Source organism: Ilumatobacter nonamiensis YM16-303, from assembly GCF_000350145.1.
Lineage (GTDB): Bacteria > Actinomycetota > Acidimicrobiia > Acidimicrobiales > Ilumatobacteraceae > Ilumatobacter_A > Ilumatobacter_A nonamiensis.
In genome coordinates this window covers 1-21,221 of the sequence record NZ_BAOL01000015.1, presented here as the reverse complement: position 1 = coordinate 21,221, position 21,221 = coordinate 1, and the positions used below count along the sequence as shown (strand labels likewise).

Annotated in this window: 23 protein-coding genes and 2 pseudogenes; 18 read left to right on the top strand and 7 right to left on the bottom strand. The window is 64.3% G+C overall.

Going from position 1 to position 21,221, the window contains the following annotated elements:
• Positions 1 to 15: 15 nt before the first annotated feature.
• From ON45_RS02465 to ON45_RS02450, 4 genes are read left to right on the top strand one after another with little or no spacing between them, the layout of a single operon-like run.
• The gene (locus ON45_RS02465) at positions 16 to 1,002 is read left to right on the top strand and encodes an ABC transporter permease (RefSeq protein ID WP_148288499.1); all 987 of its coding nucleotides are present in this window, start codon (positions 16 to 18) and stop codon (positions 1,000 to 1,002) included.
• Entirely contained in the window at positions 999 to 1,895 is an 897-nt protein-coding gene (locus ON45_RS02460) for an ABC transporter permease (RefSeq protein WP_040491619.1), read from the top strand. Before ON45_RS02465 ends, ON45_RS02460 begins: the two co-directional genes overlap by 4 nt.
• A complete protein-coding gene (locus ON45_RS02455) occupies positions 1,892 to 2,929 on the top strand; it encodes an ABC transporter ATP-binding protein (RefSeq protein WP_083914131.1) in 1,038 nt (345 codons plus the stop codon). Before ON45_RS02460 ends, ON45_RS02455 begins: the two co-directional genes overlap by 4 nt.
• Complete coding sequence (locus tag ON45_RS02450) at positions 2,929 to 3,966, top strand: ABC transporter ATP-binding protein (protein WP_051062323.1); 1,038 nt, start codon at positions 2,929 to 2,931, stop codon at positions 3,964 to 3,966. Before ON45_RS02455 ends, ON45_RS02450 begins: the two co-directional genes overlap by 1 nt.
• Before the next feature lie 154 nt (positions 3,967 to 4,120).
• On the opposite strand, the pseudogene ON45_RS02445 reads toward ON45_RS02450, so the two are convergent.
• Positions 4,121 to 4,441 (bottom strand): annotated as a pseudogene (locus ON45_RS02445) (IS110 family transposase); the annotation flags it as partial.
• A 408-nt stretch (positions 4,442 to 4,849) separates the two neighbouring features.
• Here ON45_RS02445 and ON45_RS22910 point away from each other — a divergent pair.
• Positions 4,850 to 4,993, top strand: coding sequence for a hypothetical protein (locus tag ON45_RS22910; protein WP_158412158.1), 144 nt, complete (start codon positions 4,850 to 4,852; stop codon positions 4,991 to 4,993).
• 367 nt (positions 4,994 to 5,360) lie between these two features.
• Here ON45_RS22910 and ON45_RS02440 read toward each other — a convergent pair whose 3' ends face one another.
• The 3 genes from ON45_RS02440 to ON45_RS02430 form a co-directional block, all read right to left on the bottom strand.
• Positions 5,361 to 6,053: a hypothetical protein gene (locus tag ON45_RS02440; RefSeq protein ID WP_040491615.1), complete on the bottom strand. Its 693-nt coding sequence runs from the start codon at positions 6,051 to 6,053 to the stop codon at positions 5,361 to 5,363.
• A 311-nt stretch (positions 6,054 to 6,364) separates the two neighbouring features.
• On the bottom strand, positions 6,365 to 7,417 hold the full coding sequence (locus ON45_RS02435) for a PIN domain-containing protein (protein ID WP_040491613.1): 1,053 nt from the start codon (positions 7,415 to 7,417) through the stop codon (positions 6,365 to 6,367).
• 347 nt (positions 7,418 to 7,764) lie between these two features.
• On the bottom strand, positions 7,765 to 8,076 hold the full coding sequence (locus tag ON45_RS02430) for a putative quinol monooxygenase (RefSeq protein ID WP_040491650.1): 312 nt from the start codon (positions 8,074 to 8,076) through the stop codon (positions 7,765 to 7,767).
• Between the two features lie 104 nt (positions 8,077 to 8,180).
• On the opposite strand from ON45_RS02430, the gene ON45_RS02425 reads away from it, so the two are divergent.
• The 12 genes and pseudogenes from ON45_RS02425 (at position 8,181) to ON45_RS02375 (ending at position 18,036) form a co-directional block, all read left to right on the top strand.
• On the top strand, positions 8,181 to 9,122 hold the full coding sequence (locus ON45_RS02425; protein WP_040491611.1) for a GlxA family transcriptional regulator: 942 nt from the start codon (positions 8,181 to 8,183) through the stop codon (positions 9,120 to 9,122).
• Positions 9,123 to 9,310: 188 nt separating this feature from the next.
• Positions 9,311 to 9,622 carry an SET domain-containing protein-lysine N-methyltransferase gene (locus ON45_RS02420; protein WP_148288498.1) on the top strand — a complete coding sequence of 104 codons (312 nt, stop codon included), beginning with the start codon at positions 9,311 to 9,313 and terminating at the stop codon, positions 9,620 to 9,622.
• A gap of 447 nt (positions 9,623 to 10,069) precedes the next feature.
• On the top strand, positions 10,070 to 10,594 hold the full coding sequence (locus ON45_RS20935; protein WP_158412156.1) for an RNA polymerase sigma factor: 525 nt from the start codon (positions 10,070 to 10,072) through the stop codon (positions 10,592 to 10,594).
• Positions 10,591 to 11,754 (top strand): hypothetical protein, encoded by a 1,164-nt coding sequence (locus tag ON45_RS02410; RefSeq protein WP_040491607.1) that lies wholly within the window; start codon positions 10,591 to 10,593, stop codon positions 11,752 to 11,754. Before ON45_RS20935 ends, ON45_RS02410 begins: the two co-directional genes overlap by 4 nt.
• A gap of 243 nt (positions 11,755 to 11,997) precedes the next feature.
• A pseudogene (locus tag ON45_RS24020) lies at positions 11,998 to 12,102 on the top strand (NUDIX domain-containing protein); the annotation flags it as partial.
• Between the two features lie 40 nt (positions 12,103 to 12,142).
• The gene (locus ON45_RS20930; RefSeq protein ID WP_051062316.1) at positions 12,143 to 12,454 is read left to right on the top strand and encodes an NUDIX hydrolase; all 312 of its coding nucleotides are present in this window, start codon (positions 12,143 to 12,145) and stop codon (positions 12,452 to 12,454) included.
• Positions 12,447 to 13,196, top strand: coding sequence for a hypothetical protein (locus tag ON45_RS02400; RefSeq protein WP_148288496.1), 750 nt, complete (start codon positions 12,447 to 12,449; stop codon positions 13,194 to 13,196). The genes ON45_RS20930 and ON45_RS02400 overlap by 8 nt, the downstream gene beginning before the upstream one ends.
• A 219-nt stretch (positions 13,197 to 13,415) precedes the next feature.
• Complete coding sequence (locus ON45_RS20925; RefSeq protein ID WP_148288495.1) at positions 13,416 to 14,591, top strand: sensor histidine kinase; 1,176 nt, start codon at positions 13,416 to 13,418, stop codon at positions 14,589 to 14,591.
• Positions 14,588 to 15,277, top strand: coding sequence for a response regulator (locus ON45_RS02390; protein ID WP_051062314.1), 690 nt, complete (start codon positions 14,588 to 14,590; stop codon positions 15,275 to 15,277). The genes ON45_RS20925 and ON45_RS02390 overlap by 4 nt, the downstream gene beginning before the upstream one ends.
• A gap of 39 nt (positions 15,278 to 15,316) precedes the next feature.
• Positions 15,317 to 16,276, top strand: coding sequence for an ABC transporter ATP-binding protein (locus tag ON45_RS02385; RefSeq protein ID WP_083914141.1), 960 nt, complete (start codon positions 15,317 to 15,319; stop codon positions 16,274 to 16,276).
• On the top strand, positions 16,273 to 17,070 hold the full coding sequence (locus ON45_RS02380) for an ABC transporter permease (RefSeq protein ID WP_083914125.1): 798 nt from the start codon (positions 16,273 to 16,275) through the stop codon (positions 17,068 to 17,070). Before ON45_RS02385 ends, ON45_RS02380 begins: the two co-directional genes overlap by 4 nt.
• A 324-nt stretch (positions 17,071 to 17,394) precedes the next feature.
• Complete coding sequence (locus ON45_RS02375; protein ID WP_040491604.1) at positions 17,395 to 18,036, top strand: M15 family metallopeptidase; 642 nt, start codon at positions 17,395 to 17,397, stop codon at positions 18,034 to 18,036.
• Between the two features lie 160 nt (positions 18,037 to 18,196).
• On the opposite strand, the gene ON45_RS02370 is transcribed toward ON45_RS02375, so the two are convergent.
• Positions 18,197 to 18,775 carry a hypothetical protein gene (locus ON45_RS02370; RefSeq protein WP_148288494.1) on the bottom strand — a complete coding sequence of 193 codons (579 nt, stop codon included), beginning with the start codon at positions 18,773 to 18,775 and terminating at the stop codon, positions 18,197 to 18,199.
• A gap of 36 nt (positions 18,776 to 18,811) precedes the next feature.
• Between ON45_RS02370 and ON45_RS02365 the strand changes: the two genes are divergently transcribed.
• Positions 18,812 to 19,309, top strand: a complete 498-nt coding sequence (locus ON45_RS02365; RefSeq protein WP_148288493.1) for a hypothetical protein — start codon at positions 18,812 to 18,814, stop codon at positions 19,307 to 19,309.
• Positions 19,310 to 19,567: 258 nt separating this feature from the next.
• Here the strand turns inward: ON45_RS02365 and ON45_RS02355 are convergent, their stop codons facing one another.
• Together ON45_RS02355 and ON45_RS20920 are read right to left on the bottom strand one after the other, a co-directional pair.
• Positions 19,568 to 20,443 carry a hypothetical protein gene (locus ON45_RS02355; protein WP_148288492.1) on the bottom strand — a complete coding sequence of 292 codons (876 nt, stop codon included), beginning with the start codon at positions 20,441 to 20,443 and terminating at the stop codon, positions 19,568 to 19,570.
• Positions 20,444 to 20,567: 124 nt separating this feature from the next.
• Positions 20,568 to 21,074, bottom strand: a complete 507-nt coding sequence (locus tag ON45_RS20920) for an RNA polymerase sigma factor (RefSeq protein WP_158412154.1) — start codon at positions 21,072 to 21,074, stop codon at positions 20,568 to 20,570.
• Positions 21,075 to 21,221 lie beyond the last annotated feature (147 nt).

Below are 21,221 nucleotides of genomic sequence, written 5' to 3'. Positions count from 1 at the left end.
CATACCAATCTGAGCGTGGAGCCACTCGTCGCGGGTGGCTCCACGCTTCGCCTGCCTCGATCTTTGAAGCGGGTCATGCGGGTCACTTTCGGATCCGTCGTCGTCCTGCTCTCGGTATCTGTCGTTACGTTCCTGCTGTTGCATCTGATGCCCGGCGATCCGGCGATAGCAATTCTTGGCGAGGACGCGACAGCGGATCGCCTCGAGGCCGTTCGGGATCGTCTTGGCCTGGACGAGCCGCTTCCGGCGCAATTCGGACAGTGGCTGGCAAACCTCGCACGCGGGGACCTCGGTCAATCCTTGTTCAGTTCGCAAACGGTGATGACTGCGCTGAGCACCCGCCTGCCGGTCACTATCTCGGTGACGTTGGCGGCGCTTGCGTTCGCACTGGCCGTTTCGATCCCTGCAGGCGTGATCGCGGCGACTCATCCGGGAGGATGGATCGACCGGGCCGTGTCACTCGGAGCGGCTGGCGGCGTGGCCCTGCCGAGCTACTTCATCGGTTCTCTCTTGATCGTGTTTCTCGCGCTCAAGACGGATCTCCTACCTGCGACTGGATACTCGCCGCCGAGCGACGGGCTCGGAGCTTGGGCGCTCGGTCTGGTGCTTCCCGGGATCACTCTCGGTGTAGCGGCCGCCGCGGAAATTACGCGTCAGTTGCGGGGAGCGCTGCGCGACGTGCTCCGCACCGACTACATCCGTACGGCTCGTGCTGCCGGGAACAGCCCTCGAGTTGTGGTGTGGAAGTACGCCATGAAGAACGCTGCCGTGCCGCTCGTAACTGTTGTCGGCTTTCAGATCGCTGCACTCCTGAGTGGCTCCGTCATTGTTGAGCAGATCTTCGGAATTCCCGGACTTGGGTCGTTGGCGGTGACGAGTGTTCTGCAGCGAGACATTCCCATGGTGCAGGGTCTGGTTCTTGTTACGGCGACCATCGTGGTGATAACGAATCTCCTCGTTGACACGGCAGTATCGGTCCTCAATGTAAAGGGCCGCGTATGACCGTCGACGAAACATCGACACCGCAAGCAGCAGCCTTGCCTGTAGGGCGTTCGAATACACTCGTATGGCGGTTCGGTCGCCAGCGGCTTGCGGTTCTCGGTTCAATCTTCCTCGTTGCTCTGCTCGTGGCGGGACTGGCCGCGCCATGGTTTGCCCCACACGACCCCAACGCACAGGATCTCAGGAATGTGCTCGCATCGCCGTTGACCGACGGGCACTTGCTCGGAACCGACGAACTCGGACGCGACGTGTTCAGTCGGCTGGTGTACGCGATTCGGATCTCAGCCGTTGCCGTCGCCCAAGCCGTTGGGATGGCTCTGCTAATCGGCGTACCGTTCGGACTCGTCGCAGGCATGACTGATCGGGCCGTCGCAATGGTCGTCATGCGCATCACCGACATCGTGATGGCTTTCCCTCCAATTATTCTCGCTATCGCGATCATCGCTGTCCTCGGGCCGGACCTCACCAATGCCATGATCGCTCTCGGACTGGTGTTCGCCCCGCGCGTCGTGCGACTGACTCGTTCATCCGTCTCCGCGGTGCGACACGAGACCTACATCGAGGCTTCCCGTACGATCGGGACAGGATCTTGGCGCCTCATGTTCTGGCATGTGCTGCCCAATGTGCGAGCGCCGTTGATCATTCAGACGTCGATTCTGGCCGGTGTGACACTTCTCGCGGAGGCGGGGCTGAGCTTCCTCGGACTTGGCGTACAGCCGCCCAACGCATCGTGGGGAACGATGATGCGAAGCGCATTCGACTCACTCAACGACCAGAATCTGCTCATTCTGTGGCCAGGCGGCATGATCATGCTGACTGTGCTGGCGTTCAACGTCGTTGGCGACGGGTTGCGCGACTCCTTCGGGCGCGAGGTCCATCGGGGGGATCGATGATTTCCGAGCCAGCGCAGGAGCCAGATGAGCCCTCGGACGATATCAATGTCTCGAGGACCAGCCTGCTCGACGTTGACGGCCTATCCGTCGAGTTCCTCAGCGGAGGACGATGGACGCGCGTCATTGAGGATGTGTCCCTGACGATCGGGCGCGGGGAGACAGTCGGGCTCGTAGGAGAATCTGGGTCGGGTAAGAGCGTGACAAGTCTGGCCATCATGGGCCTTCTGCCGAGTGGTGGTTCGCGCACTACCGGCAGCATCTGTTTCGATGGGATCAATCTCGTTGATCTCCCCGAGCATGGCCGGAACGACTTGCGTGGAGATCGGATGTCCATGGTATTCCAGGAGCCGATGACCAGTCTGAACCCGTTGTTCACTATCGGCGACCAAATTCAGACTGTCATTCGGCGCCACACCGGATGTGGCCGAGCCACAGCCAAACGTAGAGCCATCGAGGCGCTCGATCTGATGCGCATCCCGGCCGCCAGCGCCCGGTTGCGCGACTACCCCCACCAGTTCTCCGGTGGCATGAGACAGCGAGTGCTTATGGCGCTCGCTCTCGCCTGCCGGCCGGAACTATTGATCGCCGACGAGCCGACAACAGCGCTGGACGTCACTGTGCAGGCCCAACTGCTCGATGTGCTGCGCGAGGCCTCTCGTGAACTCGCGATGTCGGTCCTCTTCGTAACGCACGACCTGGCGGTGGTCGCCGACGTGTGTGATCGAGTGACCGTCATGTATGGCGGGCAAGTAATCGAGAACGCCGGTGTCCACGAGATGTTCGACCGGCCGCTTCATCCGTACACCGACAGTCTACTGAGATCCGTACCTGCAGTGGACGATGCGGCCGAGCGCCACGTTTTGGCCGGGAACGTTCCGAGTCCGGGTTCGAATCCGTCAGGATGCCGGTTCGCCCCTCGTTGTGCGTTCGCTGACGACGAGTGTCGAGCGGGCCCGCCAGAGCTGACCGTCCAGGAGGCCGGACGATCCGTACGGTGCCGACGCGCGGCATGTCTCAACTTCCGGCGCCCGTGATGACTCAGCCCGACGGACCCCACAAGGAGCGATCGCCGCTCATCGAGTTGCGCAAGTTGCGGGTTGAGTTCCACCCCCACGGGCGCAGTGGGGGAGCCCTCGTCGCAGTGAACGAGGCAAGTCTGGTTGTCGCGGAAGGTGAGACCCTGGCCGTCGTCGGCGAATCAGGCTCAGGTAAGTCCACGATGGCCCGAGCGATCGTCGGAACAGTGCCCGTCGCCGGTGGTGAGATTCGGCTTGCTGGACGTTCCATCGCCGGTCTCAAGGGTCGCCAGCTTCTCGAAATGCGTCGCGCGATTCAGATGGTGTTTCAGGATCCATACTCCTCGATGGACCCCACGATGCGACTAGCGGAAATCGTAGGAGAACCGCTTCGGGTCCACAGTCGTCTGGGTCGAAAGCAACGTCTAAGCGAGGTTGAACGTCTCCTTGAGGTCGTTGGCCTGTCTGCCGCGGACGCACGGAAATACCCGTATGAGTTCTCAGGTGGGCAACGCCAGCGGATCGCGATTGCGCGGGCGGTGATTCTCGAACCAAGCGTTCTAATCTGCGACGAGGCACTCTCGGCATTGGACGTTACGACGCAAAATCAGATCCTCGCTCTTTTCGTCGATCTTCGCGAGCGGCTGAAGATCGCGATGATCTTCATTGCCCACGACCTCTCGGTCGTTAGGCACTTTGCTGATCGAGTTGCGGTGATGTATCTGGGGAGGATCGTCGAACACGGTCCGGTCGAGCGCGTCTTCAACGCTCCGATGCACCCGTACACGAAGGCCCTCCTCAACTCGGTCCCAGTACCTCATCCAACGCGACAGCGTGAGCGACGGCAGATGCGTACGACGATCGAAGGTGAACTTCCGAGCCCCATGGACCGAGCGTCGGGGTGCGTGTTCCGTTCGCGCTGTCCGGTAGCGATCGAGCAATGTGCCGACGGTTCGCCACCAGACGTAACCGTCGAAGGTGGTGGCGCGGCTGCCTGTTTGCTCGTGGGCCCCCACCGGCCCGGATCGCGAGCAGAGGACGACGGTGAGCTTTGAGTGTGAATCTGAGTCCAGGAACATCGCCAGCTAAGGGCTCGGTTAGCGCCGTCCGAAATGAAATTTCAGAGCGTGGCCTTCACGGCGACGAGGTAGGCCGGCGCCGAACAACGGAATGCGGCCGGTGCCGTGAGACACCCCAGGTGCGCAGGAGTCAAGCAGCGATCGGGATTTTCTTGAGGTCGTTGTCGATGCGGTGTGCCCATGCGGTGGTCTCGTCGTAGACGCGTTCGTGCCGGAGGCCGCCGTGAAGTATCCCGATCCAACGGTTGCCCAGAGCCCGCAGGGCCTTGTGGTGCGAATCGCCGGCGGCTCGTCGTGCGTCGTAAAACGCGCGGGCGCCCAGGCTCGCTGAGATCGAACAGAACGATCCTTGGTCGATCGCGTCGGCGAGCCTGGCGTTGCGGACGAACCGGGCGAGTGCCACATATTGCTTGCCCGACGTGCGGGTGATGGGCGACGTTCCGGCGTAATTCGGCGCTTCGCGTTCGAGGGTTGGGTGAGGGTTCCGGGGTGGTCCCGGGCGCGGCGAAGGTGAGGGGGACCCAATCAGTGGTCCAGTCGCTGTGCGGCTTGGGGTTGGTAGCTGTGAGGGGCTCTGCATTTCTCAGCGATGTTCGAAGTCGTTGAGTTGCGAGGAGCCCCTGCTCGGAAACGGATGCTACGCGCATGTGCGCGCTGCTGGTCGGTTTGCCCGAGGTCACGGTGATCAGTGTCGGGGACTGGCCGGGATGGTTGCGAGTCGTGCTCGAAACGCCGAGCGAGCGACCCAGTGCGGCTGCGGTGGGGTTGCTCATTGCCACGGGATCCGCGAGGTCGAACTGCACGGTCTCTCGTAGCTTGCGTTCGGCTCAGGAGTCGTTCGCCCTAACTTGAGGCTGCAATGAATGACGTAGATGACGAGCCGGAGCGGAACGACTGGGCAACTCCCCACGTCAAGAAGGCGGTCCGCGTGGAGGCCTGGGTCACGGGAATCGTGATTGTGGTGATCCTGGTTGGTCTCCTCTTCGGGGTAGTGGCACGATGACCTGACGTGTTCGCGCTCCTCGAGATGGGCGCCGCACCACGACCGCGTGCCGATAATGACCGAGCCGCAACCGCCCCGAGACCTCTCGGAGATCCGGCAGCGAAGAACGCAGCTCGAGGACGATCGCGCAGTGCACAATCTCGCGCGCATGAGCGCTCCTCGGTCGTGCCGCTATCGAGCGGGCCCGCCGGGGCGCATGGCACGAGCGATATGCGTGACCCCAAGCGGCACATCGGCCACGGTCGGGGCGGGGCGATAATGGGCACTTCAGCGTGATCCAATTGCCATTTCCGGAGCGGGTTCAGCGGTGACGGACGACAGTCGACATGCGCAGGCCTCAGATCGCTAGGCAGGACCGCATCGAGCGTCAGGCGATTGTGAGGTCGATGAGCAGGCGCTGGCTCTGCAACCGGGCCACACCCACGAACCGATCGGTCGGGTACTCCAGCACATCTGCTCGCTCGGCTCGTGCCCGCTCGCACATCAATTCGAAGGCGTCGATCTGTCGAGGCTCCAGACGTGTGGGTGTGGCGAGGACGTAGAGCCGGCCTCCGCCACACCGTTCGAACACTGCGATCGGCAACCCCGGAGGGAATGGCATGGCCTTGGCTCCAGGCGCTTCAAGGAACAGGCGCACGCAATATCCGGACAGCGCCGGAGACAGGACCTGGACCGGAAGAACTGATGGCGATAGCGCCTCAGCTGGAGGTCGGAGGTATGCGAACGGGATGAGGATTCCCACGCCCTCGATCCATCCGTCCTCAGGCGCCTCGGGGATCCAGTGGTCGACCACTGCGCGTTCGCGGCCGAGGCCCTCTGCTCCCTCTCCCGTCATGGCAATTCGCCACGCCGGCTCGCCAGTCTCGCGGCCGGGCTCGTTGTGGAGGCTCACCTTCCAGTCTTTCCCGGTGTTCAACTCCAACAGATAGACGTCGTCTGCGTTCTTGCCCGTCCAGATTCTCCAGATAGACGAACGGTCGCCGGAACGGGGGTCAACGACAGCGAACTTGCACGCCTTTCCTGCAGCGAGAACCTCGGGCCACGACGCTGCAGCAGCCATACCGTTCAGTCTGGCAGAAGGACCGCTCCGGTGGGCACGGCGTGAGTGCACAACGTGCAGTCGAGTCCTCCGCCTAGGGCATCACGTATCGCCGGAGAGGTGCGGCTGATCGCCGGCGGCTGGCGGGTCGTGGGCATGCGAGCGGCCAGCTCGTGTTGTGTGGACCCTTCGATTCGAGGAGGTTCACGATGACGACAACATCGATCATGGTTGGCACGGACATCACGGCGGGTGAGCGACGCGTCGCCAACGGCGACTCCCGCCCTGGTCATGAGGCGGTCCTCGACCGTCCATCAAAGCAGCGCATCGATTCACCACACAGTCGCATAGTCGGAGAACTCAACCTCGATCTCATCGGCCGAAGCGAAGTTGTCGAGCGTCCCATCGTGCAGGTCAACGATCGCCTCGAAGCTCATGACGAAGTCGACCACCCTGTCGACGTGAATGGGATCGCCCATGTTGAGGTGTGGAGCGACGCCATACAGCTCGAGGTCCCCTCGCACGGTCGCTCGGAACCGGGCCACAGCCCACGCGTCGGGAAGACCCTCGACGGTCGACACGTCCACGCCGAGTAGCAACACCTCCCTGACGTCCGTTGGGACGAACTGCACCTGCGAAATCGCATCGGTCACGCGAACCGTCGCGTCGTAGGCGGCGTAGCGAAGACACTCCAACACCGATCCTCGGTCTTCGCGGAGTAGTTGCGCTGCCAGGTTCAGCGCCGCCGCCTGACGTGCCGGGTCTTCGATGAGCTGGGTCTGCATGAAGTCGCCCAGTGTGGGAAACAATTCAGCGGTCGACGATGAAGTCCCCTTCACCATTTCGGCGGCGAGCTCCGGACGGAGCTGCCCGTCCTTTGCGAAGTCCGTCGCGTTCCCGCTGACGAATGCAACCTTGCCGATGATCGTCGATTGACAGGCATTCCGGACGGCGTCCCAGACCAGAGCATCGCCCGCGCCAGCTCCGGACGGTTTCACGGGCGGGGTGCGCGTGATCACTCGGTCGAGAAGGTCGCTGAGGCCGTCGTTGGGCAACGGCCAGATCTCAACGTTGGCGGCGGCCAACGCTGCTCGGAGCCAAGATGCATAGCGGTCGGCGTCGTTCTCCTCGGGTGGCCCGTCCTGCGCTGTGGCTCCGAGCCGCCTGAGTACGTGTGTGGCTGAGGCGATCTGGGTCCGTGCCTTGGCAGCGTCGGTGGCGAATCGGTTCGTTGCCTCGCGCACCACAACCTCGGGAACGATGACCCGCCGGAGACCAGCTGCCGATTCGGCGCACACGAGCTGCCACTGAGCAGACCGAAGGCGGTAGTCGGCGACGATGGCTGTCGTGTCGACAATCAGGATGGAGAAGTGCGGAACGGCCACACGAGCACGGTAGGTCGTGCTTCACTTCGCCACGGTGGATGTGTCGCAGCGACCGGACCGTGGCGTGGGGCGCGATGGTCAGCGGCCTGGATCTGGAGCAGATACCGAGCGGACAGAACCACTCGCGAGGTGCCGTACCCGAGCGGGGTCAGCGGCGGCCGGCCGTGAACGTTATGCGTGCCCTCGAACGGCACCTTCGAGACGCGTTTGACGCAGATACGCGCGCGCGATTGGGGACAGGTCACCTCCGCTCGATCGGCCCGTCGGGGATCGTCCACATGGTGCGGATGTCGAGGCGATTGGACCCTGTCGCTCGGCGGGGCTCGACCCTCTCGAGTGGTGGCGGACTACGGGAGTTTGGAAACGAGGACGTCGGCCGGCAGGATCTCGGGCGCTGCGCCGAGGAGATGCTGGTTCGCCATCAGGGCTTCGACGATTGCGCCGTTGGCGTGGGCGTCGCGAGCGGCCTCGTCGGGAAAAGCGTCGAAGATCCAGAAGGTGTCGGGGTGGGTCCTGACCGCGAACCAGACGATGGTGCCTTCCTCTTCGTTGGCGAGTTCGACAGCGCTGGCGAGCAGATCGCCGAGCGCGTCGTGCTGTCCATCGGCCGCGACGATCTTGGCGATGAAGGCATACGGGAGTGACGCGGGTGTGGACATGGTGGTCTCCTTGATTCGGGGTTGTTCGTGTGAGAAGTCCAACCTACGACGAGCGAGGGTCGATGGCGAGTGGCGCATACGGCAGTATTGCTACCGTTCACGCCATGCGTATCGGACTGATCGCGCTCGACGGTTGCTTCGGCTCGGCGGTCGCATCGGTGATCGACATCGTGCGGGTGGCGGACGGAGCCCGCAGCGATGTCGACCCGCGTATCGACCCGATCGAGCTCGCCATCGTCGGACCAAAGCGGCGGGTGACCACGACGACATCAATGACCCTGTCGGTGGACCATCCACTGTCGGAGTCCGGCGACTTCGACGTGGTCATCGTCCCTGCGCTTGGGACCCTCACTGCCGCCGCCACCAACGACGCGCTGCAGAGCCGAGGTGCCCGTTTGGTCATCGAGTCACTCGCGCGTCTCGACGACGCGGCCACCCAGATCGCAGCAGCGTGCACCGGTGTGTTCACCGTCGCCGAGACCGGACGGATGCACCATCGGCGGGCAACGACCAGCTGGTTCCTGGGGCCGGAGTTCCGAAAGCGCTATCCGAGCGTCGACCTCGATCTCGACACCATGGTCGTGGTCGACGGAAACCTCGTCACCGCTGGCGCCGCCTTCGCCCACATCGACCTCGCACTCTCAATCGTGCGATCGGTCAGCCCCGACCTGGCCCAGCACGTCGCCAAGCTGCTCCTCATCGACGAGCGCCCGTCGCAGGCGGCCTTCGTCGCCTACGAACACCTCCGGCACGATGACCCGATCGTCGTCGAGTTCGAACGCTTCGTGCGCGCCCGCCTCGACGAACCGCTCGACGTCGCGTTCGTCGCGCAGTCGCTCGGCACGAGCCGGCGCACCCTCGAACGACGAGTCCGTTCGGCGCTCAACCTCACTCCGCTCGGCTTCGTCCAACGTCTTCGCATCGAACGGGCTCGGCATCTCTCGGCAACCACCGACCTCAACTCCGCCGAGATCGCCCTGCGGGTCGGCTACGCAAATGCCGAGACACTCCGCTCCCTCCTGCGCAGAGAACGACGCCGTTCCTGAGTCCAGCACCATGCATGTAGCCGGTGTAGTAACGCGCGATTGGATCCGATCGCGCGCAGGTAGACGGCGTTCTGCGGGGCGCGCGTTTCCGAGCGCGTCAGAGCCACATCCGCGTCGGTGTGCTGCACGGGGTTCGTACGAGCGGCCAGGATGGATCGATGTCGGATCGTCCGCCACGGTCGTCGTGGGTGAGTGCGAGAGTCGTTGTCGCCGAATCATCGATCGAGGGCCGTGGCTTGTTCGCCACCACCGACGTCGACATCGGCGACGTCGTTGTTCACTTCGGCGGGAACGTCGTCACCGACGACGAACTCCATCGTCTGCTCGCTCAGGCCGTCTCAACTGACGGCTACGTCGACTCCAGTGGAGTGAGCGCCGACGAACACCTTGTGCTCGACGATTCCCTCGCACGTTTCGGCAACCACTCCTGCGACCCGACGGTGTGGCTCGATGGCTCCTTCTCGCTCGTCGCACGCCGAACCCCTGACGGGCGGCGATGAGATCACGGTTGACTACGCAACCTTCTCCACGCTGCCCGAGTGGTCGATGCGATGCCGTAGTGGCACGAAACACTGCCGTGGCGTGGTGACCGGCAACGAATGGCGCCTTCAAGAGCTTCAAGCCAGGTACGGCGACCGGTGGAGCGAGAATGCGCGGCGCCTGATCGCCTCTCAACGGCCATGAGCCCGGACGTGCGTGGCTGGCGCCCGCTGATACGCGCACCCGACCGAGCACCGACGTGCCGTTCTGATCGGTCGAGGGTCGGCCGGCGTGATGTTGTTATGCGCTGTCAGAGTCGATACTCGGTCCGTCCAGCAGGCGCCTCTACGTCCGACGCGTCGTTGAGGCGTTCTGCTTGAGCGGGCCGGGCTTGACTGCGTGAACGGCTTCCTCTTGGGAGTTGGTTTTCTCGTATGGATCCGACCGAGTATTTCGTGGAAGGAGTCATGAGCAGGACAGAGTTGGTGGCCGTGGACGAAGCGCAACCGATGCGGGGCAGCGATCCGCCCCAGCGACCAAGGAGCCGTATCGACGACGAGTTCACGGCGTTCTACCGCGCTGAACACGACGGTCAGGTCCGGCGCGCTGCTCTGCTGGTCGGATCCGACGAGGTGGCAAACGACATCGTGCACGACGTACTGGTCGAGGTCCTTCGACGGTGGGACACGATCTCTCACCATGGCTCGTACTTGAACCGAGGCGTGCTGAACGGTTGTCTGGACCGCGTTCGCAACGACAAAGTCGTTGCAGTTGCGCATCGTCGGCTCGCCGCAGGCGAAACGAGCAGCACCGACGACGTGCTCTACGACGTGATTGCCCGACTGCCGTTCAATCATCGGGCAGCGGTCGTGATGCGCTTCTACGAACGCATGACCGAACAAGAAATTGCCGAGGCACTCGGCTGCAAGCCCGGCTCGGTCGGACCCTGGATCCACCGAGCACTCACCACGATGCGAAAGGAACTTTCATGATCAACCTGGACGAAGAACTCAGCCGCTCCCTCGAACGACGCGCTGACAACGTCGCAGTCCGAGATGACCTCGACGACATTCTTGCGGGAACGAACCTTGTTCGTTTCAGCGATGCGAACACCAAACCAAGGCGACGATCGCAACTGGTGCTCGTCGCTGCTGCAAGTGCACTCCTGGCCGGGATGGCCGGCCTCATGTGGGTGCAGAACTCGCGTTCCGAGCCAGCATCGACGTCACAACAGCCAGCAGTGCCACCCGTAGACGGGTCACTCCCCGCCTTCTCGCCTCCAGCCGTGTTGCTGAGCGGTAACGAGGCCGTTGCCGGCGACGAGTGGCTGTGGCCGACGGTGCTGCCAGATGGATTCGAATTTCAGTACGCCGATCGGAACAACAACCCGTCAGGCGATCTCAAATCGGTCCAGTTCGGTAGCACCGGTTCGCTGGCGGGCCAGCTGAGCTTCTGGATCAGTCCAGACACCCCATCGTTTGAAGGCGGCCAATCCGTCGAGGTAGCAGGACGCAACTGGACGATCTCCACTTCTGCCGGCCAAGCCCGGGGAACGGCTGCGATCGGCGATCGCTACGTCGACGTGGGCGGACCGGTCAGCCAGAGCGATCTGCTCGCCGTCATCGATGGCCTGGCCCTCGTGTCTGAGGACCAGCTGCCATCGGCACCGCTGAGCTATGACGATGCCATGACCGACGTTGGTGAGTTTGATGTCAACGGCGAGCAAGTCGTCATGAGCGTCGATGAGTCGAACGGCTGGTTCTGCACCGAGACCCGCACCGACAACGAATCCGGTGGCGGCTGCGTCACCTACTTCGACCCGGCAGAGACCATCTCGCGCTATCACGGCTTCAGCACCGGTTTCGATGAGACCACCTCGCAACTACAAATGAGCACCCGAGGGATGGCCTCAACCGATGTCGCTCGTATCGAGGTCGAGTTCATTAACGGAGCAACCGCTTCAGTCGTCCCCCGGAACACCAGTGGCGAGTTCTCCGACGTCCGGTTCTGGACAGTTGGAGCGGTCGTCGACCTCCAACCCGGCCAGGATCCGAACGGGGTCAACGACGTCTTCATCGAGATCAGGGCATACGCCGCCGACGGAACCCTGATCGCCACCCGCACAAGCGACGACGACACCGTCGGTCAATAGATAACTCATGGCACGAAGCCCCGCCAGCACCCGCTGGCGGGGCTCTGTCGCGTGCAATCGCATGCGCCGTCCCGTTTCGCTCTATCGACTCGCAGCCAAGAAGGGTGATATGGCGTGGCCGCCCGCACGCCGACGTGCCGATCTCTCTCGGTCTGGAACCGTTGCTCCGACTGTTGATATGCGCACGCCACAGTTCCTCTCCCGCTGGTGCGGCGCCGCTCGTCTGACTGCGAAACTTGGGTGATGAACGAACACCATTTCGTCGCGACGGTGGTGCTGGTGAAGTCCGATCAGGTGCTCCTGTGTCATCGTCATCCGAACCGACAGTGGTACCCGGATGTGTGGGACACCCCCGGCGGTCACATCGACGCAGGTGAGTTGCCGGCGGATGCCGCACGAAGAGCTGCTCGAAGAGCTCGGCGTCACGATCCAGATCGACGACGAGCCGTTCCGGATTCACGACCCGGCTCCCGATCTCACGCTTCACGCTTGGGTGGTCACCAATTGGGCCGGCGACATCACCAACTTGGCGCCAGAGGAGCACGACGAAATCGGTTGGTTCGCCTCGGTGACCTTCCTCGCCTTGACCTCGCCGACTCGTCTCTCCTTCGGCTCGTTGCCGACGCTCTTACGCTGGTGGCCGATCGAGATCGGATCGACATCGAACTCTCCAGTGTTCGAGACTGACGCGAATGCCTGACACCGCCTTTTCAGCTGTGCATCCCGCAGACGGCATCGAACACGTTGCGTGGCTCACTGCGTCGCTCGTCCCACCGCCCGCGGGAGGCGTGTCGTTCCGAGTGCCTCACTCCTACGAGGAAGTCCTTCGGATCCATCATCGACTCGACGAGCACGCGACATGGAGCACCGTCGTCCCCAACATCGACATCCGCACGGCGCCAAAGCTGCCGTATCCGCTCCCTGACCCCCTCGAGCAGGTTGCGGGCGAACTCGGCGATCTTGCCATCGATGCCCTGCTCCCAACTCTTCAACGAGCGACCACCACACCGGACCACATCCACTTCGCTCAGTGGACCGGCTGGGGCGATCTTCATCGCGGTTCGCAAACAACGACCATGCGCTACGCCTCAGCGATCGAGCAACAAGCGAACGACAGGAAGAACGCGATGCGAGAGAGGTCCTATGGACCGATCTACGCGTTCGTTGAGAGCTGCCCGCACGTCGACTGGTGGGGTGGTCGAACGATGTTCCTGTTCGACGGTCCCATCGAAGCGGTGAGGACCGTCGGCACGCCATCCTGGTTTCGCCAAGGGCTCAGGCGGCGATGTCCGCAGTGGTGGTGGCCGCGAGACCGCAGTTGGTTCGTTGCCACCGAGATCGACGACCCTTGCAGCTACGTCGCTGGCAACGATCAGCTCATTACCGACGTCGAGCGTCTCGGTCTCGACAGCGCACGCGTCCGCCAGACCGACCACTGGTGAGCAACCGTGGACAACGAACAATCCCGCGCACCCACCCGAGCACCGAAGTGCCGTTCCAGAGCAGGTTGGCGTCTTCGATTCGCTTGGTGATATGGGCTCGTGATCGTGCGGTGCTCGGCGACCGGGAGGTGGGTGAATGCGCGGCTCTCCGACCACGGGTGGATTCCGCAGCGTCCGTGGTCGGAGGACGACTTCCTTGCGGGGACGTACTGTGCAACTGTGAATCTGATCGAGTCGGTGCGTGACGACGTGGCGCGCCGGGGCCGACCCGTCGGTCGACGCGAGGTGCCGGTGTTGGCGTGCATTGCGATCGTTGCGGTTGTGGCGGCGCAATGGACCGAGCCGGGTGCCACGATCGATCTTCTTGCGTTGATCGGTGCGGGTGCGGTGCTGGTCGCGCCGGCCGTCTTCGGTTGGGTCCCCGGCGAAACATTCGTCGCCGCCGTGGCGGTACCGGTGTGTCTCGCCGTCGGACACGAGGGCCATCTTGAGGTGTCGCTGTTCCTGGTCGTGACGGCGTGTCTCTATGCGGCGTGGTATCTCGGCTCGGTGCTGCGCGCTGCCCTGATCGTCGTCGCCTGTTCGGTCGGGATTCTGGGTGCGGCGCTGGCGAGTGACGGGGGTTTCTCGTGGCTGCCATGGGTCGCGGCCGTCGTGTTGATGTTCGTGGTCGGCCGCACGCTGTGGCGTCAGGATGTGCTCGTTCGCGACCTCGAAGCGGCTCGGAGCGCGCTCGCCGACCAGGCGGTGGCCGACGAGCGCCGACGGATCGCTCGCGAGTTGCACGACGTGGCGGGACACACCCTCGCGGCCGTGATGCTGCACGTGACGGGCGCCCGCCACGTCCTGCGTCGGGATCCGGACGAGGCCGAACGCGCGCTGCTCGACGCCGAGGCGGTGGGCCGGGCGAGCATGGATCAGATTCGTGCCACGGTCGAGACCCTGCGCACGAGCGAGCGCGGTGTCGATCCACCACCTCCGGAAGCCGACCGGCTGGTCGACCTCATCGAGGAGTACCGCCGAACCGGTCTGACGATCGACGCATCGATCGATCCCGACGTGGCGGACATCGGAGGTGCCGTTGGTTTGGCGACGCACCGCATCGCCCGCGAGGCGCTCGCGAACGTCGCACGCCACGCGTCGACGAATCGGGTGGAGTTCGTCGCCGTGTTCGACGGCGGTGTCGTCCACCTCGAGATCTCCGACCATGGTCGAACCGTCGGCCCTTCTGGTAGCGATGCAGTGCGACAGGGTGGGTTCGGCCTGGTCGGCATGGGTGAACGTGCCCGATCTCTGGGCGGTTGCGTCTCGGCAGGACCGTCGGCTGACGGATGGCGCGTCGATGCGCTCCTTCCGGTCGTGGGGGGCGAGCGATCTCGGTCGGGTGGGGCGTGATCCGCGTTCTGATCGTCGATGATCAACCGGTCGTGCGCGCCGGGGTCATGCGGATCCTGTCGCCCGCCGATGGATTCGACGTCGTCGGGGAGTGTTCCGACGGTGACGAGGTCGTTGCCGCCGTCGTCGAGCTCCAGCCCGATCTCGTGCTGATGGACGTGCGGATGCAACGCACCGACGGGGTGACGGCGACGAGCGAGCTGCGTGAGCGCCGTCTCGATGGTGCACCCGTGCTGATCTTGACGACGTTCGACGACGACGACGCCCTGTGGGGTGCGCTCGATGCCGGCGCTGCCGGATACGTGCTCAAGGACGCTCCGGCGGAGGATCTCCTCGCAGCGGCCCGTGCGGTTGCCGGAGGTGGCGCGTGGCTCGACTCGAGGGTGACGCCCCGCGTCATGGACGCACTGCGTCGCGTCGGAGGCAGTGCCCTGCAGCGGGCCGTCAGCGTCGAGCGGTTGACCGAGCGAGAGCACGATGTCCTCCGGCTGATGGCGCGGGGCGCCACCAACCGCGAGATCGCCGGCACGCTCATCGTCAGTGAGGCGACGGTGAAGAGCCACGTCGGCGCGATCTTTTCCAAACTGGGTGTGCGCGACCGTGCCGCGGCGATCGTGTTTGCCTACGACCACGGAATTGTCGCCGCAGATCCCCAACCTGGGGATGAGCAGCAGCGTCGACCGTAGGGCGATGTGCGCGCACCGCACAACGCTCATGCTGCAGTCATGTCCGCACGACAGCTCGCCCCACTCCCACCTCTCGCTCGCACTCGCATCCGGGCCTCGTCCGATGCCGTTATCACCGTCGACGCCGTCTCGAAGTCGTACGCCGCGCGCCCGGTCGTCGACGACGTGAGCTTCTCGGTATACCGAGGTGAGATCTTCGGGCTGCTGGGGGCGAACGGCGCGGGCAAGACAACCGTCGTGGAGTGTGTGCAGGGCCTGCGCAGACCCGATACCGGGACCTTGCGTGTGCTCGGTCTCGACCCGATCGCCGATCGCGCCCGGTTGCGGCGTGCGATCGGGAGCCAACTCCAGGAGTCGTCACTGCCCGACCGCCTACGCGCCGGTGAGGCGGTCGCGCTGTTCGACCGTTCACACGGACGCGACGCATTGGCTCACCTTGACCGATGGGGACTCGCGGAACAGGCCACGACGAGCTTCGCCGACCTCTCGGGCGGGCAACGACAACGCCTGTTCGTCGTGCTCGCACTCCTCAACGAACCCCAGGTCGTGTTCCTCGACGAACTCACCCAGGGTCTCGATCCGGCAGCCCGGCGCGGCGTGTGGCAGGTGATCCGAGCCGTTCGCGATGCCGGCGCCACCGTCGTGCTCGTGAGCCATTTCGCCGAGGAGATCGAAACACTCTGCGACCGCGTCGCCGTCATGGATCATGGGCGGATTGTCGACTCGGGATCACCTCGGGAGATCACCGATCGCCACGCATCGCTCAGCACGGTGTCCTTCTCCGCGCCCCGTGCGTTCGACCGCCGCCGCCTCACAAGAATCCACGGCGTGGACCGCGTCGAGCAGGAAGCCGGACGCATCACCGTGTTCGGAACCTCGCCGATGATCGCTCCCGTGTGCGCCGCAACGCTCGACGGCGAGAGCGGACCCGACGATCTCCACATCCAGCACCCCACCCTCGACGACGCCCTCGTCAACATGATCGGAACGAACCGATGACCGCCACACTCCCCTCGACGACACCTGCCATGACGGGACATCGCCCGACCAGCGGCCCCGCCCGACTGATCGCGACCGAGGCCAAGCTCTTCCTCCGGGAGCCGATCGGACTGATCTTCGTCTTCGCCTTCCCGATCCTCACCGTGTTGATCATCGGCTCCAGCTTCGAGCCCGACGATCCGGCGTTCGGCGGCGCGGCTCCGTCGGACTACTACATCGCCGCCTACATCGGTGTCGTGCTCGCCGCCGTCGGGCTGGTCATGTTGCCGGTCCACCTCGCGTCGTACCGTGAACGCGGGGTCCTGCGCCGGTTCCAGGCGTCTCACTTCTCACCATGGGCACTGCCCGTCGCATGGATCGTCGTGGCCACGACACTCACGGTCGTCGCCGTCGCAACTCTGCTCGCCACCACTCAGCTCGTGTTTGGCGTGCCCGCGATCGACGACGCCCCGCTGACCCTCGTCGGGTTGGCGCTCAGCATCTGGACATCGATCAACACAGGCATCGTGCTCGGCCTCGCCCTGCCCAGCGCCCGGGCGGCCCAAGGTGTCGGCCTCGCACTGTTCTTCCCCTCGTTCCTCCTCGGAGGCGCCGGCCCTCCCCCCGACGTCATGCCGTCGGTGATGCGCACGGTCGCCGAACTGGTCCCGACGACGCACGTCGTCCAGACGATTCAGCAGCCGTGGCTCGGGACAGGCTCGTCAACTACCCCTCATCTCATCGTGCTCGCCGTCATCGGCGTCGTCACCACGATCGCTTGGATCAAGCTCGCCAATCGTGTCGCCACTCGATGAGACGTGGGGCTCGTGCTTGCTCGAGCGCGAACCGCTCCCTCACACCGATGTGACAGGTCGCCGATCACGAAAGATCAGCCGACTCAACGCCCACGTGGTGTCGACCGGTCAACAAGCTCGACCCGAGCACAGCGGACAATCGTTCGCCGCCAAACAGCGCAGATCAACGCCTCAACGGCCCCGGTGATCGCGATATCGAGTGGCTCCAGCGCAGGAGCGCTCCACTGACGTGCCGATCAGGAGCACCCACGTCTGCTCTTCTGATGCGTCGTTCTCGAGCGGGTTCGGGCAGACCGAGGGCGCTCGGCCCGGTACGGTCTCGCCATGCCCGACGAGATCATCCCGATCGATGATCCACGGGTTCTCGACATCAAGATCTCTGAGTGCGACGAGCCTCTCGTCAACGTTCGCGACTTCGGCATCGAAGTGATCGACAACCATCCGCACGTCAGCAACGACACACCGGCGAGGTTCTCGTGCCGACGCTCCGTTGCGCAACGCCTGGTCGAGGCGAACAACTCCCTGGACGCCGCCACGGCGATCGCCGTGGCGGAGGCCCACCGGCCGCTCTCGCTGCAGAGAACGTTTTGGGAAATCAACTTCGAACGTGTCCGGTCAGCCAATCCGGAGATGAGCAACGACGCCGTGGCCGACGAGACGGCGAAGTTCGTCGCACCGCCGTGGATCACTCCTCCGCACTCGACGGGCGGGGCTGTCGATGTGGTCCTGATCTCTGCCGGGCGCGAGATGCCGATGGGCTCAGGGTTGAACGAACGGTGTCCGGAGATGGCAACGCACGCGGCTGGCATCAGCGCCGAGGAGCGACGAAATCGGTCGACCTTGCTCTCAGCGATGAACGCCGCTGGCTTCGTCAACTACGGCCACGAGTGGTGGCACTTCTCGTACGGCGATCGCTACTGGGCCTACATGACGACTGCCGAGTCGGCTCCTTTCGGCGGTATCTGAGCGAGCGGGCGCCGCCACGTTCGAGCCACCGTCGCGCTACCGCAGGCGTCCACCTCGATCCGACTGTGCGCAATCTCGGGCGCCGAAGCGCTCCGAGATGTGCCGCGGTGGGCGGGGTGACGCTTGCGGTCCAGTCGCGATTATCGGGCGGCCGCGGGTCCTACTCCGTGGTCAGGCGGACGAGCAGGTCGGCGTAGTCCTTTGCTGTCAGGTCGCGTTCGGGGCCGAGCGGCTCGACGACGAGGTGGACGCCGCCCTGTTGCTCGTCGACGACGAGCACAGCGGTCGTGACCGGCGGGAACTCGGGGTCGGGTTCGAACGATGCGACCTGGATCTGTCCGATGTCGGTGTCCACGATCGTGTTGCCGTCCCGTGTGGGAACGAGGTCGACGTAATCGGCGAAGTCGTCGGCGTCGTTCACGGTCACGACCTCGAGGCGGACGTTGGCCGCGCCGGTCGCGTCACCCGACCATGCACACTGGTACCGGCCCCCGATCTCGCCGAACCGGGCAGTCCCGGAACCGAACAGCTCCAACTCGACGCCGTCGATCTCGATGCGATCGACGAGCTCGCACGGTGCCGACGGGTTGATCTGCATCACATCCGTCGACGGATCGTCGGCATCGAGGCGTTCGCGACTGATGTCGAACCAGCGATCGACGCCCTCTTGGTCGGACTGCCCTGCGCAGCCGATGACCAGTGCCGCGACGAAGGCGACGATGACGATGGTGCGGCTCATGGACATGTTCTGTCAGTGTGGGGTGCGAGGACGCCGATGGCTCGATCCGTACTCCGCCTCGCAGACCAGCACGCCGGTCGCTTCCCCGACCGGTGCGTGCTGTCGGGTGTGCGTACCGACCGCGCCGTGCGATGTGCCGCGGTGCGTTGGGGCGGGCGACGATGGCTGCTCGGAGTTCCCGCTGCTACATGGATCGTCGGGCACCGACCGGGCGGACAGCGAGAACTCGTGTCGCTGCCGGTCACCGAGACCGTGTGGTCGACCTGGAGCCGACGGAACCTCTCCACACTGCTGCTCATGGTATTCGGGGCCGGACTGATCGCCGGCGGCGTCGTCATCGATGACGGCGGCTTGCTCTCGACCGGCATGGCCATTGTCGCGCTCGCCGCCGCATACCGCGCTCGCGCCCACCACAACTACTGGACGACGTGCACCCTCGACCCAGGCGCCGGTCTCGTGATCGTAGATCCCGCCCACCCCGACTTCGACCGACAAGCCCGAGAACTGTTCACCAGATCGATCGGCCATGGCTGAACCCGCGTGAGCGCAAAGTCGCTTGCACATCGGTGACCTACGAGCGGGCACGGTGGAGCGCGCCCTTCGGGTGGCGTCGGCGGCGACGAAGATGCGAGCAATACTGAGCAACTCCGCTAGCACCGTCGTGCCGTTCTCGCTCGGCGCGAGGGGCTGCCGGGATGTGTTGATATGCGTGCCTGAGGAGGTCGAGGGATTTGGTTCGGTCCGTTCCGTTGTCGATGTGCTCGGTGGCGATCAAGGCTGGGGCGTCGTGTGTTAGGAGGGTTGTGCTTCGAGGATTGCTTGCAGTCGGATGATGTCGTCGGCCCATTCATCTGCGACGCGTTGCGCGACTTCGGGGTGTTCTTGAAGCCAAGCGGTTTGGTGCTCGCGCTGCGCGTTCTGGAAGACCTTCTCGCTGTTGCTCAATGCTGGGCAGACCGAGTCGATGGCGGCTGCTCGATCGAGTCGGAACTGGTCCATCTGCTCCAGCCCGATGAGGTCGTTGTCGGCAATGTTGTTCATCGCTGTCTCGATTTGGGGTGAGAAGGCAATCCAGACTTCCTCGTAGGCGCCTTGGGCGTTCGTGGCGGGGTCGGCGGTGATCTGTATCCCCGCGTCTTGGGCGCACTCGACGACTGCGTGGGTGGCTTCGATCATGTCGGATCGCTGGTAGATCGCAGAGATGTTGCCTCCCCACTGGTTGGTGGCTTGTCCGATGTAGTCCAGCGAGTTGACCTCGCCATACCAGTCCGACATCACGAACGTGTCGGCGCACTGAGCTTTCTGGGTGGTCCACCCGTCCGTTTCGGCTTGCGCGTCGGCCCAGTCCTGCCACTCGACGAGCTCCGTCGCCGGCGAGTCGGGTGTGGGCGAACGCCGGTACTCATAGCCGGCTGCGGTCATGCATTGGTCGATCTCGCCTTGCAGCACGAGGTCCCACAGACGAGTGAACTCAGCGGGTTGATCGAAGTTTGTCGCTGCGGGAGGGTTCGACCAATCAACTCCCACGGGTGCCGCTGTGGGCACGCTCTCAAGCGGAGTGGTGTTCGTTGTTGAGGCGGGCCCTGCCGTTTGGACTGGTTGATCAGCAGAGCGAGGTTCGGTGTCGCGCACCACAGCCAAGGTTCCGAGACCGACCACGGTGAGCACAGTGGCTGCGACGAACCACGCACCACGGTGTGGTCGAGGGTTGATTGATTCGATCGCAGCGGTCCGGGGTGCTGGGTCGTCAACGGCTGCGTCGAGCGTGGTGCGGTAGCGGTGAAGGCGTTCTTCAACGGTGGGCATGACGTGGCTCCTGTTCGAGTTGGCGACGCAATCGGACCATCGAGCGGTGGAGCCGATTGCGGACTGCGGCGGGTGACTTCCCGATGATCTCGGCGACTTCCTCGTAGCGGTAGCTGTAGCTGTGCACGAGCACGACGATCGTTCGATCATCCGCCCTGAGCTGAGCGAGCGCGGTGTGGAGATCAGCGCCGAGCGGATGATCATCGGCGTCGTGGGAATCGGGTATTTCGGGTGGGAGTTCGACCTCGCGCGCCCAGCGCCGATGGCGCCGAGCATTGGACTGGCTCACCCGGTAGAGGTAGCCGACCGGATTGGCCATTTCGTCGAGCTTGTTGCGCTCCGTCCACGCGTACTCCGACACCTCGCTGAGCAACTCGATGCCCAGCTGGGGCCCGTGCCGGGCGATCAACGCAGGACGGAGACGCGCGATGTACTCGGGCACGCGGGTCTCGTGGACGCATCCCGCGTCCTCGTCCAACTGCGGCTCATTCATCGGCATACAACACTGACAGACCCCTGAGCAACGCGAATCGTCTCAAGAACTTCGGCCAGCCGGTACGCCCAACGTGACGAGGAACAATCTCGCGCACCTCACTGCTCGCACTCGTGCCGTACCCGGACGGGTCGGTGCTCCTGGCGG

Excerpts from the sequence above, each read along its gene's own strand:
- ON45_RS20935 (WP_158412156.1), top strand. The coding sequence starts at position 10,070 with ATGAGCAGGACAGAGTTGGTGGCCGTGGACGAAGCGCAACCGATGCGG.
- ON45_RS02430 (WP_040491650.1), bottom strand. The coding sequence starts at position 8,076 with ATGTCCACACCCGCGTCACTCCCGTATGCCTTCATCGCCAAGATCGTC.
- ON45_RS02455 (WP_083914131.1), top strand. The coding sequence starts at position 1,892 with ATGATTTCCGAGCCAGCGCAGGAGCCAGATGAGCCCTCGGACGATATC.
- ON45_RS02440 (WP_040491615.1), bottom strand. The coding sequence starts at position 6,053 with ATGGCTGCTGCAGCGTCGTGGCCCGAGGTTCTCGCTGCAGGAAAGGCG.
- ON45_RS02450 (WP_051062323.1), top strand. The coding sequence starts at position 2,929 with ATGACTCAGCCCGACGGACCCCACAAGGAGCGATCGCCGCTCATCGAG.
- ON45_RS02385 (WP_083914141.1), top strand. The coding sequence starts at position 15,317 with ATGTCCGCACGACAGCTCGCCCCACTCCCACCTCTCGCTCGCACTCGC.
- ON45_RS02365 (WP_148288493.1), top strand. The coding sequence starts at position 18,812 with ATGGCTCGATCCGTACTCCGCCTCGCAGACCAGCACGCCGGTCGCTTC.
- ON45_RS02370 (WP_148288494.1), bottom strand. The coding sequence starts at position 18,775 with ATGAGCCGCACCATCGTCATCGTCGCCTTCGTCGCGGCACTGGTCATC.
- ON45_RS02380 (WP_083914125.1), top strand. The coding sequence starts at position 16,273 with ATGACCGCCACACTCCCCTCGACGACACCTGCCATGACGGGACATCGC.
- ON45_RS02460 (WP_040491619.1), top strand. The coding sequence starts at position 999 with ATGACCGTCGACGAAACATCGACACCGCAAGCAGCAGCCTTGCCTGTA.
- ON45_RS02375 (WP_040491604.1), top strand. The coding sequence starts at position 17,395 with ATGCCCGACGAGATCATCCCGATCGATGATCCACGGGTTCTCGACATC.
- ON45_RS02400 (WP_148288496.1), top strand. The coding sequence starts at position 12,447 with ATGCCTGACACCGCCTTTTCAGCTGTGCATCCCGCAGACGGCATCGAA.
- ON45_RS22910 (WP_158412158.1), top strand. The coding sequence starts at position 4,850 with ATGAATGACGTAGATGACGAGCCGGAGCGGAACGACTGGGCAACTCCC.
- ON45_RS02425 (WP_040491611.1), top strand. The coding sequence starts at position 8,181 with ATGCGTATCGGACTGATCGCGCTCGACGGTTGCTTCGGCTCGGCGGTC.
- ON45_RS02410 (WP_040491607.1), top strand. The coding sequence starts at position 10,591 with ATGATCAACCTGGACGAAGAACTCAGCCGCTCCCTCGAACGACGCGCT.
- ON45_RS20920 (WP_158412154.1), bottom strand. The coding sequence starts at position 21,074 with ATGAATGAGCCGCAGTTGGACGAGGACGCGGGATGCGTCCACGAGACC.
- ON45_RS20930 (WP_051062316.1), top strand. The coding sequence starts at position 12,143 with ATGCCGCACGAAGAGCTGCTCGAAGAGCTCGGCGTCACGATCCAGATC.